At 52.9% G+C, this 11,424-nt stretch carries 10 protein-coding genes; 8 read left to right on the top strand and 2 right to left on the bottom strand.

What is annotated here, in order from left to right:
* Positions 1-16: 16 nt before the first annotated feature.
* The 8 genes from msbA to BFW38_RS04860 all read left to right on the top strand — a co-directional run bounded on the left by msbA (position 17) and on the right by BFW38_RS04860 (position 6,730).
* On the top strand, positions 17-1,759 hold the full coding sequence (gene msbA / locus BFW38_RS04825; RefSeq protein WP_068997367.1) for a lipid A export permease/ATP-binding protein MsbA: 1,743 nt from the start codon (positions 17-19) through the stop codon (positions 1,757-1,759).
* Positions 1,759-2,802, top strand: coding sequence for a tetraacyldisaccharide 4'-kinase (gene lpxK, locus BFW38_RS04830; RefSeq protein ID WP_068997368.1), 1,044 nt, complete (start codon positions 1,759-1,761; stop codon positions 2,800-2,802). Before msbA ends, lpxK begins: the two co-directional genes overlap by 1 nt.
* Positions 2,803-2,849: 47 nt before the next feature.
* Complete coding sequence (locus BFW38_RS04835) at positions 2,850-3,041, top strand: Trm112 family protein (RefSeq protein ID WP_068997369.1); 192 nt, start codon at positions 2,850-2,852, stop codon at positions 3,039-3,041.
* Entirely contained in the window at positions 3,041-3,814 is a 774-nt protein-coding gene (gene kdsB / locus BFW38_RS04840; protein WP_068997370.1) for a 3-deoxy-manno-octulosonate cytidylyltransferase, read from the top strand. The genes BFW38_RS04835 and kdsB overlap by 1 nt, the downstream gene beginning before the upstream one ends.
* 107 nt (positions 3,815-3,921) lie before the next feature.
* Positions 3,922-4,398: a low molecular weight protein-tyrosine-phosphatase gene (locus tag BFW38_RS04845; RefSeq protein WP_068997371.1), complete on the top strand. Its 477-nt coding sequence runs from the start codon at positions 3,922-3,924 to the stop codon at positions 4,396-4,398.
* Positions 4,395-5,426 carry a UDP-N-acetylmuramate dehydrogenase gene (gene murB, locus BFW38_RS04850; RefSeq protein WP_068997372.1) on the top strand — a complete coding sequence of 344 codons (1,032 nt, stop codon included), beginning with the start codon at positions 4,395-4,397 and terminating at the stop codon, positions 5,424-5,426. Before BFW38_RS04845 ends, murB begins: the two co-directional genes overlap by 4 nt.
* A complete protein-coding gene (locus tag BFW38_RS04855; protein ID WP_068997373.1) occupies positions 5,423-5,953 on the top strand; it encodes an endonuclease V in 531 nt (176 codons plus the stop codon). The genes murB and BFW38_RS04855 overlap by 4 nt, the downstream gene beginning before the upstream one ends.
* 153 nt (positions 5,954-6,106) lie before the next feature.
* Complete coding sequence (locus BFW38_RS04860) at positions 6,107-6,730, top strand: hypothetical protein (RefSeq protein WP_068997374.1); 624 nt, start codon at positions 6,107-6,109, stop codon at positions 6,728-6,730.
* Between the two features lie 285 nt (positions 6,731-7,015).
* Here BFW38_RS04860 and rne read toward each other — a convergent pair whose 3' ends face one another.
* Both rne and BFW38_RS04870 read right to left on the bottom strand, forming a co-directional pair.
* Positions 7,016-10,366: a ribonuclease E gene (gene rne / locus BFW38_RS04865; protein WP_068997375.1), complete on the bottom strand. Its 3,351-nt coding sequence runs from the start codon at positions 10,364-10,366 to the stop codon at positions 7,016-7,018.
* 118 nt (positions 10,367-10,484) lie between these two features.
* The gene (locus BFW38_RS04870) at positions 10,485-10,835 is read right to left on the bottom strand and encodes a hypothetical protein (protein WP_068997376.1); all 351 of its coding nucleotides are present in this window, start codon (positions 10,833-10,835) and stop codon (positions 10,485-10,487) included.
* Positions 10,836-11,424 lie beyond the last annotated feature (589 nt).

Below are 11,424 nucleotides of genomic sequence, written 5' to 3' on the forward strand. Positions count from 1 at the left end.
AAACGCTCGGGTGAATATGGGGTTTAAGCGCTATATCCGCCTGATGAGCTATGTGAAGCCTTATTGGCCTGCATTTGTGCTCAGCGTCTTCGGCTATGCAATCTATGCCGGTTCCAGCACGGCTTTTGCTGAACTGATGAAGCAGCTGGTGGATTCCATTCAAAATGGCATGGTCGAGAATCGCTTGATGTTCCCTTTGATGGTGGTGGGCGTCTTCGCGCTACGGGGCGTAGGCACCTTCTTGGGCACTTACTTTATGGCGCATATTGCGCGTCAACTGGTGCACCATTTACGGGTTGACTTGTTCGAGCGTTATCTCGGGTTACCGGCCCGTTTTTATGACCAGCATTCCAGCGGCCACTTGGTTTCACGTCTCACTTTTAATGTGGAGCAAGTCACTGGCGCGGCCACCAATGCGGTGACGGTGGTGATTCGTGAGGGCCTTTTTGTGACGGGCTTGATGGGCTATCTGTTTTGGACTAACTGGAAGCTTTCTTTGGTATTCGTCGCGGTGACCCCGCTGATCGGATGCATCGTAGCCTATGCCAGTAAACGCTTCCGGCGGATCAGCCGACATATTCAAAATTCAATGGGGGATGTGACCCATGTGGCTTCGGAAGCCTTGAGTGGTTATCGGGTGGTCCGCAGCTTTGGAGGGCAAGATCACGAGCGCCGTCGTTTTTATCAAGCCAGTGATGATAACCGTCGTCAGTCCATGAAAATGGCCGTCACTAAAGCGGTGAGCACACCACTGATTCAGATTCTGGTGGCTATGGCACTGGGTATTCTGGTCTGGATGGCACTATCCCCCGATTTAATGGGACAAATGACCCCTGGTGAGTTTATTGCCTTTTTGACGGCGGCTTCTTTAATGGCTAAGCCCCTGCGACAACTGACCGATGTCAATAGCATCATTCAAAAGGGCTTGGCTGCTGCTCAGGATATCTTTGATCTGCTGGATACCCCGCTGGAGCGTGACGAAGGCACGCAAGCGCTGTCCCGAGCTCAAGGGGCCGTGACCTTCGATCAAGTGAAGTTTCGCTATGCCGATGACCAGCCCTGGGCTTTAAGTGGGGTCTCGCTTGATATTGAGCCGGGCCAGATGGTGGCTTTTGTCGGGCGTTCCGGCAGTGGTAAATCGACCATGGCAAGCTTGTTACCACGCTTTTATGAGCCGACAGAAGGCCAGATCTTACTGGATGGCATCCCATTACAAGCGTTGACGCTGAGTAGCTTGCGCTCTCAGATTGCGCTGGTGACTCAACATGTCACCTTGTTTAATGACACCATTGCCGCCAATATCGCCTACGGTATGCCCGATGCGAGCCGTGAGGACATTGAACGCGCCGCCCAAGCCGCTCATGTCACCGAATTCGTCCAGCATATGGAGCATGGGCTCGATACCCAAGTGGGTGATAACGGCGTCATGCTTTCAGGTGGACAGCGTCAGCGTCTTGCCATTGCTCGGGCGATGTTGCGTGATGCACCGATTTTAATTTTGGATGAGGCCACTTCCGCGTTGGATACTGAGTCCGAGCGTCATATTCAGCAGGCGCTGGAAGAAGTCTCTCGCAACCGGACAACCTTTGTGATTGCTCACCGTTTGAGCACCATTGAGAAGGCCGATCGTATTCTGGTGGTGGATCAAGGGCAGATTATTGAAGACGGTGATCACCCAACATTGATCGCCAAAGGCGGCTTGTATGCACAACTGCATGGCATGCAAAAAGAGACCCCGATGGATCTAGGAATCAGTTAATGCGCCATTGGGTTGAACAGCGATGGTATCAGGCTAACCCCGGAGCTTTGGCTGCGTTAACTCCGCTTGAGCAGTTATTCAGGCGACAGGTGCAGCGTCGAGGAAGACCGCTCAGAGGACGTGAATTCGGGGTGCCAGTGATGGTAGTAGGCAACCTCACCGTGGGCGGAAGTGGCAAGTCCCCCGTGGTTGCTACGCTGGCCCGATGGTTACAAAAGCAAGGCGTTTCGGTGGGGATTGTCAGTCGTGGCTATGGCGGTAAAGCACCGTCATACCCGTGGCCCGTCACGGCTCAAAGTGATCCTGTTGAGGCGGGTGATGAACCGGTGATGCTGGCTCAACAAACCGGCTGTCCGGTCTTTGTCGCGCCGAAACGGGCGGAAGCCGTCAAGGCCTTAGTCTCTGCGCACCCTGTACAGTTGATCTTGTCCGATGATGGCTTACAGCACCAAGCGCTAGCGCGGGAGATTGAATGGGTCATTGTTGATGGCCAGCGCGGGCTTGGCAATGGCCACTGCTTACCGGTTGGCCCCTTGCGCGAACCGGCGGCACGGTTAAGCACGGTGGATGCAGTGTTGCTGAACGGCGGACGCTCGGCGGCATGTGATCATCCTGAATTAACCTCAGCGCTGCCTTTTTCATTAGCCATCAGTCAATGGCGTCGGGGTGACGGTGTTGTCCAAAAGTCATGCCCTTTTTTACCTGGCCAAAGCGTGCATGCCTTGGCGGGCATTGGCCACCCGCAGCGTTTTTTTGATCAACTGACCCAGCTTGGGTTAGCGGTGACACCTCACCCTAAAGCTGATCATGCGGTACTCACTCAGGCAGACTTACAAGCTGAACCCGAACTCCCCTGGATCATGACCGCCAAGGATGCGGTAAAATTACGCCATCAACTCAATGCTCAGCACTGGGTGATGGATATTGAAGCCGTGCTTCCTGAAGCGCTGATGACAGCCTTCTCTCAGCAGCTACAACAGCTGGGAGTGAGCCTTCACTGGGGACGCAGCGATGAGCATACGGGGCCGCACCCTGCTGAATAACCCGAATAACCTGTGGTCAATCAGACCATGGATACTGGAGATATCAAATGGATAAGCAACTACTGGCTATGTTGGTATGCCCGTTATGCCATGCCAAATTGGATTATGATCGCGAAGCCCAAGAACTACTCTGCCGCTTTGATGGGCTGGCTTACCCTGTGCGTGACGGCATTCCTGTGATGTTGGAAGAAGAAGCGCGGCAGCTCAGCGCTGATGAGAAATTGGAGAAATCGTCCTGATGGCTTACTCCGTAATCATCCCGGCGCGCTATGCGTCATCGCGTTTGCCGGGCAAACCACTGCTGATGTTAGCCGGCCAACCGATGATTCAATGGGTCTGGCAGCTGGCGCATCAAAGTGATGCCCAACGGGTGATTATCGCGACTGATGATGAACGGATTCAAACCGCTGCCCAAGCCTTTGGCGCTGAAGTGGTGATGACGCGAAGTGATCATCTCAGTGGCACGGATCGCCTACAAGAAGTTGTCGCCCAAGCGGGCTTTGATGATGACGACATTGTGGTCAATGTCCAAGGGGATGAACCGCTACTGCCGACCCTTTTAATTCGTCAAGTGGCTGACAACTTGGCGGCACACCCCGAAGCCAGCATCGCGACCTTGTGTGAGCCCATTGATGACGTCGACGCCGTGTTCAATCCGAACATCGTGAAAGTGACGACGGACATCAACGGCTTGGCCTTGACCTTCAGCCGCAGCCCAATGCCTTGGTCGCGTGATCATTTTCAGCCTGGTCAAATCCCTAATAAGCTCCCCGGTGGGGCGCTGTTTAACCGCCATATCGGGCTCTATGCCTACCGAGTGGGGTTCTTGCATCGTTATGTGAGTTGGGCCCCGGCACCGATTGAACAATGCGAACAACTGGAGCAATTGCGCGCCCTCTGGCAAGGCGAGCGTATCCATGTGGCGCAAGCAGCCCAGCCTCATCCGCATGGGGTGGATACTGAAGCGGATGCCCGACGTGTTGAAACGCTGTTACTCAACCCAGTGCGTTAAGCAAAGCATGTTAAATGGCTAAATGGCTAAATGGCTAAATGGCTAAATGGCTAAATGGCTAAATGGCTAAATGGCTAAATGGCTAAAAATCCAACTCCGAGGTGACCATGTCGACTTCCCGTATTTTATTTGTCTGCTTGGGCAATATCTGTCGCTCACCGGCCGCTGAAGGCGTTTTTCGTGCTCGGGCCGAACAGGCAGGGTTACTGACACCGCTAGAGATTGATTCAGCCGGTACGGGTGATTGGCATGTCGGCCATGCGCCCGATGAACGCATGCAACAAGCCGCCAAGCGCCGTGGTTATGCCTTGGAAGCTTTGCGTGCGCGACAGGTCACAGCGCAAGACTTGGACAATTTCGACTTGATCTTCGCAATGGATGAACAGAACTTAAAGGATTTAAGAGCCATGGCCTCTAACGAGAACGCCGCGGCTAAAATCCAACTGTTCCTTAACCTTGCCCCAGATCTCGCCGAACATGAAGTCCCTGACCCTTACTATGGCGGGCCGGACGGTTTTGATCATGTGCTGGATCTGATTGAAACGGCCAGTGATGCCTTGCTCAAGCGTTTGGGTGCACAATGAGCCAGACCATACCTGTGAGCCTTTTCCGCCCCCAAGTTGATCTGACCTCACTCAATACTCTGGGGCTACCGGCGCGTGCGGATTATCTGGCTCAACCCGATAGCCTCACGGCCTTGCAAGCCGCATTAGCCGAAGCGGCCGAGGCGGTGCATCCCGTGCTGCTCTTAGGTGGCGGCAGTAATCTGATGCTCCCGCCTCAGCTTCACGCTTGGGTGATTCAACCTTGTTTAAACGGCATGGCCTGCCTGCAAGATGATGGCGATCACGTGATCTGGCGGGTTGAAGCCGGGGTGAACTGGCACCAACTGGTCATGCAGAGTGTACAGCAAGGCCTCTATGGCTTGGAAAACCTCGCCCTGATTCCTGGCCAGGTGGGGGCTGCACCGATTCAAAATATCGGTGCTTATGGTGTTGAACTGAAAGATGTCCTGCTTAATGTTGAAGTCATGGCTGTGGCCGATGGCCAGCACACAACCCTCAGCGTTGACGACTGCGCTTTAGGTTATCGTGATAGCCGCTTCAAGCATGACTGGCAAGATCAATGGGTGATTACCGCCTTACACCTGCGCCTGCGGCGCCAAGGGACTCCTGTCTTGGGCTACGGCGATCTTGCCGAGCGTTTAGCTGGGCAAGTGCCGACCCCTGAGGCCATCGCCAACACCGTCATCCAAATTCGCCAAGAAAAATTACCTGACCCAAAAGTACTCGGCAACGCGGGGAGCTTCTTCAAAAACCCCATCATTCCCGTTGATCAAGCCACCCGGTTGCGCGACACCTACCCACAAATGCCGCAACACCCCACCACCGATGGTCAAGTCAAAATCCCGGCTGCTTGGCTGATTGACCAATGCGGCCTCAAAGGCCTCCGACACGGCGCCTTTGGTGTTCACCAACGCCAACCCCTCGTCCTCGTCCACTTCGGTGGCGGCGACCTGCGGGGCCTCTTGAGCCTGGCACACCACATTCAACACCATATCGCCGACCGCTTTGGCATCCACCTCGAACCCGAGCCTCGGTTAATCCAATGATATTAGCTGTTGATGTGCAATATGATGGTAAATCAGCATTTGTCGCGGGCGTGTTATTTGATGAGTGGCATTCTGAGAAGCCTGTCGCAGAGTACACCTCAATCGTACAAGAGGTTGAAGCGTATGAACCGGGGAATTTCTACAAACGAGAACTTCCCTGCCTCTTAACGTTGTTAGATGAACATGAATTAGTGCCTACTTGTATCCTTGTTGATGGCTATGTTTACCTTGATGGTAAGCAAAAGCCAGGTCTGGGTAAAAGGCTCTTTGATGCATTAGCGCAAAAAGTTGAGGTTATTGGCGTCGCGAAGAAAGGCTTTTTAGGGATCAGTTCGGAGTATGAAATATATCGAGGTAGCAGCGAAAAGCCTCTCTATGTCACGACTACTGGTGAATTGGATATCGCCAAAAATAAGGTCTTAAGTATGGCTGGCCAATATCGTATTCCGACCTTACTCAAGCGTGCTGATCAAGCTTGTCGAGAAGCGGCTAAACAATCAAAGTGCTCGGCTGATTGTCCCAAGTGATCGTCGATACACATTTAGCCATCATTCGAGATCCAACTGACCAAGCCATATCCCATCATTGAGATTGCGTGGCCGATACAACTCAAGGGGTGAAAGACGCTAGAATGACCTCTATAGCGTGTTCTTTTATCACCTCGTGAGGCGAATGAATCAGTGAAGTTTCTATTAATCTCTCTATTAACCCCTTTATTCATGGCCTTTTCAGCCACTCTGTGTGCTGAGACGGGGTATCGTGTGCCGTCATTGCTGGATGACGGTGAGCGAGGCACTTATATGCCTCAGGCGAGTTACGATATTCTGGGAGTGTCGATAGCGGAGGGGTCATTAGAGCCAATTAAGGCCCAACTGGGGGATGCTAGCCTTTATGAAGGCCTTCATGGTGCCCGGAATCTTTGCTACCTCACTGGGCCACATCGAGTCGAATTCACGGTGTCTAATCTGGGGTTTGGTTATGAGGTCACGGCCGTTGATGAGGCTTGGCCTCAATGCGGTACAACGTCAACGCCTGCGGTGAATGGTATTGGGCTGAAAGTGGGGATGGGCCGGGCCGAAGTGGTTTCGGCGTTGGGATCGCCTAGCGAAACACAGGATGAAACGCTTTTTTATACCTATTGGGTACAGGAGCAACTCTCTCAACAAGACCAAGTGGCTTTTAAGGCGGCCCATAATCTACCCGGCGATGAAAGCGTGTGGATTGATGTGTATTCGACCATCAGTGTGGGCTTGGAAGATGAAAAGGTCGTCTGGTTCAGTATTAATACGACCAAGACGTATTGATCTGGTTTGGCCGAGCGAGCCAATAAGCTCTGCATGTGGCTCTAGTGGCCCTCTCTCGGGAGTTTCATTCTGCCCGTTAGGTGAATCGCTGGTTTTGTTTGAAGGGGTTCCTGTTTTCTTAATTTGATAACCGTGATGCCGTGGGGGAGTCCGGTACGACTCGTGTATCACGGATGAGGTTGACTACATGAAAAAACGCCACTGGCCTGTTCGGTCCGTGGCGTTTTTCGTTGTTGCGCTTAAAGCCGAAAGAGATGACCGCACCGGGGTGCGGTCTTAGCGCAGTTATTCGCCGTTATTGTCGCCGTTCTGACGGGCGGCGGCTTCGGCCTCACGCTGGCGTCGGCGGATTTCGCGGGGGTCGTTAGGTGCGCGACCTTTACGAGGCGCTGCTGCTGTGTTGCCTGTTGAGGCTTTGGCCGTTTCAGCTTTAGGCGTCTCGGTTGTTTGAGAGGCTTGGGCCTGAGGTGCCGTAGCGGTGGTTTCCGCCGGTGTTGGGGCTTCTGTTTTGGCCTCTTTGGGCGCCTCAAGATTGGCCTTATCTGCCACCGTTTTTTCGGATGCTGCTGTTTCATCCGTGACTGTCTCGGCTGTTGCTTGGTCAGACGAGGGTGTCGTGTCAGCAGTTTTCACCGCAAGCTGTTTCTCTTGAGCTTGTTTCTCTTGAGATTGCTTCTCTTCAGGCTGTTTGGCCTCAGCTGGCTTCGCTGTCGCTTCTTGGGTCACGGCAGTCTCAGGCTTCGCTGTTTTGGCTTCGCTGGTCTCTGCGTGCTGCTGTGCAGGCTGAGTGTTCGCTGTCGCCGCTTCAGGCTGTTGTTTAGACGCTTGTGCCGAGTCACTGTGTGGCGCCTTGCTAGACTCTTTTTTGTCCTCGGAAGTTTTGCCCTCCGGGCGACGACGTCGGTTGTTGCGTGGGCGACGTTCTTGCGGTTTGTCGTCACTTTTGGCTTGCTCAGCGTTGCGTTTGCCTTTAGCCGTGCTGTCGTTAGCCTTGTTGCCCTCTTGGCTGTCACTTTGGCTCGTGTCAGCGGTTGATGCGTTATGTTGGTTCGCATCGTTGTTAGAGGCGTTGTGCTGCGGCTGGGTCTTGGCTTCAGTTTTTTCAGCCGCTTGTTTTTCAACTGATTGCTTTTCAACCGATTGCTTTTCAGCCGCAGGCTGTTCAGTGGCTGCTTGTTCCATCACAGGGGTTTCCGTGGCGGCTTTTTCGGCAGCAGTGGCTTGAGCCGTTGTGTCTTTAGCGACTTTGTCTTTCGCGACTGTATCATCACTGATCTCGGCCGGCGGGTACTGGCTGAAATCAGGTGGTGTCAACGGATCGCCCGTTATGGCTTCATTACGGCGACGGCTGCGCGGGTTATTGCGCTGGCGTTTCGGCTTGCCATCGTTTTGGGTGTTATTGTCTTGGGCTTTGTTGTCCTGAGGCTTGTTGTCCTGGTTCCTGTTATCTGAGGATTTTTGGTCCTGAGATTTGGAACTCTGGTCCCTTTGAGATTTGTTTGTGTTGTTTTTGGATGCGCTCTCTTTTGCCTGTGCATCCCGGTCCTGGTTATCGTTGGACTTCTCCGCTGCGTTCTGCTTGTTCGAGCGGTTATCCTTTGGATTGTTTTTACGCTTATCTTGACGGTTGTCGTCACGATTGCGTTTTTTATCCCGGCCGTTATCGCGATTACCGCTGTCTTTATTCGCCGTGTCTTTAGACTGACCGTTGGAGCGAGAATCACGCCCTTTGCTTTGCTCTGTATCGTCTTTGTCTTTCTGACGATAATCAGGCTTATTCCGGCTGTTGTTGCGACGGTTGTCGTTTTGGCGTTGACGCGAGTTTTGACGCTCTGTGCGTTGGCTGTTGTCGCGCTGATTATTGTCGCGCTGACGAGAGTCCGTTTGCGTGCTGCGCTGTTCTTGGCGGTCTGAGCTGTCGTCTGAGCTGCCAAACAGCGCTTTGAACAGGCGGGTTAGCAAGCCGCCGCTAGGTGCCGGAGCTTTGCTGTTGGTCGGTGCGCTGTTCGCGGTTTTCTCGGGGGCTGGCGCGCGCGGAGCAATGCTTTTCACTGCGGCTTCTGTCAGGTTTCTGACGGGCTGTTCGCCGAGGTCAGGTTCCGGATCAGCATATTCGGACGTGTCGATTTCATGGCTGGCCTGAGGGCTGTCGCCTTCTTCTTCGACATGATCATCCCGCAACCGGTCAACCTGGTAGTGGGGCGTGTGCATGTTGGGGTTGGGCAGAATCAGCACTTCAACATCTTGGCGTTGCTCAATATCAGCAATTTGCGCGCGTTTTTCGTTCAGTAGGAAAGTCGCGACGGCCACGGGGACTACCGAGCGAATTTGTGCTGAACGCTCTTTCATTGCTTCTTCTTCGATCAGGCGCAGAATCGAAAGCGAAAGGGAGCGAACGTCACGAATAGTGCCTTGTCCATCACAGCGAGGGCAGACCACGCCACTGGTTTCGCCCAGAGAGGGGCGCAGGCGCTGACGCGACATTTCCAGCAAACCAAAGCGTGAAATACGGCCAATCTGAACGCGGGCACGATCCACCTTAAGCGCGTCGCGCATGCGGTTTTCGACTTCACGCTGGTTTTTCACCGGGCTCATGTCGATGAAGTCGATGACGATTAAGCCACCAATATCGCGTAAGCGCAGTTGGCGTGCAATTTCATCCGCTGCTTCGAGGTTGGTTTGTAACGCCGTTTCTTCGATATCGCCGCCTCTTGTGGCGCGGGCAGAGTTGATATCGATAGAGACCAGCGCTTCAGTATGGTCGATGACGATTGAGCCGCCAGAGGGCAGTTTAACGTTGCGCTCAAAGGCTGTTTCAATTTGGCTTTCAATCTGGAAGCGCGAGAAGAGGGGGACGTCATCCTGGTACAGTTTGATGCGGTTCTGATAGGCCGGCATCACCTGTTGAATGAAGGTCTGGGCCTCGGCGTACACTTCCGGGCTGTCGATCTGAACTTCGCCAATATCCGTGCGCAGGTAGTCACGCATGGCGCGAATGATAACGTTGGATTCACGATAGACCAGGAAAGGGGCTTTGTTTTCAGCTGTGGCCTGCTGAATGGCTTGCCAAATTTTGACCAGGTAATCGAGATCCCACTGGAGTTCTTCGGTGCTGCGACCGACACCGGCGGTACGAACGATAACGCCCATTTTATTAGGGATTTGAAGGCCGTTCATGGCTTCACGCAGCGCCGCGCGATCATCGCCTTCGATACGACGTGAAATGCCACCTGCACGAGGGTTATTCGGCATCAGCACCAAATAACGGCCCGCCAGACTGATAAATGTCGTCAGCGCGGCGCCTTTGTTGCCACGTTCTTCTTTATCAACCTGGATGGTGACTTCGGTCCCTTCACGCAGTACATCTTTAATATTGGGGCGGCCATCACCTCCATCTCGATAGAAGTATTCCCGCGAAATTTCTTTAAGCGGTAGGAAGCCGTGTCGTTCTGCGCCGAAATCGACAAAAGCGGCTTCCAGACTTGGTTCGATACGAGTGATTTTGCCACGGTAAATATTGGCTTTTTTGGATTCACGTGAACCCGATTCGATGTCCAGATCGTAGAGTCTTTGACCATCGACAAGCGCAACCCGGCGTTCTTCAGGTTGGGTTGCGTTAATTAACATTCGTTTCATGGAGCGTCCATTAAATTATGAGTAGCTGGGCTCCAAGCCAATGTTGCTGTTTGAGCGCTCATCGTAGCGCTTTATGTTATGTCGATAAGTAGTGACTTACCGCTGTCCTGCTCGCCCATTAACTTAATGGCTGATACAGTCCAGCCTGTACTGGTATGGAGTATCCCCGATACCAGTGGTGTTCATGGGTGGTCATGACGGGAGTTGGATTCGGCACGATGCAGCATGAGTCATCTTTTGTCTTCATAGGCATCGTCCGTTGGTATCTGTCCAATTCTTTTATTCCAGCACTCCGCCTGGTCCGCTTTTGCCACCAGACAAGCAACATAAAACGTTGTGCGTGAACGCGGGCTTGGTCCCACGGTTCAACTTGTGCCCGGCTGACCGGGCCTGATTCGTTATCCCAGCGGTCGATGAGCTCGCCAAAGGCGTATTCAATGGAGGCCTTTGTGATGAGCACAACCGACATGCGGTGGGTTGTCCTGCTTTTAGCTGTCTGCTTTAAAAACCTTTGCTTTAAAAATCTTTGTGTTAAAACCTTTTTGCTTTAAACCTTGAGATCTTGCTGTCAGGTTTTTTGTTTCTGTTTGGGCTTTTTCTGTTCGAGCGCTTTGCCATTCGATCTCTGACTTGCCGATCACTGACTTGTCATGATCGAGCGGGTCGACGCTTCACGTGAGCCCAGCTCGGCAATCACTAAATTCAAAGTGCCAGTTAATAGGCTGCTCAGATGCGTTTTTGGGGCATCTGAGCCAAAATTGTGTATGGACACGGGTTCATCACGCGTGTCCAACACCTGAATTTCAGGTGTGATGATTCATCCTGCTTGTTCAAATCCATGGCATACGTGATGCGTTGCCATGTCATTTGATTGACGCTTTTGAATTCAGTGTACGCCCGATAAACCCAACAAAGTTTGCGTCAAACTCTATGGGCAATGGGTTAGCTTCAGTTGTGAAACCCATTTTGCGCATTGACAATATAACAGCTCACTTTAAGAGCGGCAATTAAGACCCTTGTTCAGTCGTGAGTCACCATGATGGGGTGTCTGTAAGGTT

This window comes from Terasakiispira papahanaumokuakeensis (assembly GCF_001709345.1).
In the GTDB taxonomy this organism is placed as follows: Bacteria; Pseudomonadota; Gammaproteobacteria; order Pseudomonadales; family Halomonadaceae; genus Terasakiispira; species Terasakiispira papahanaumokuakeensis.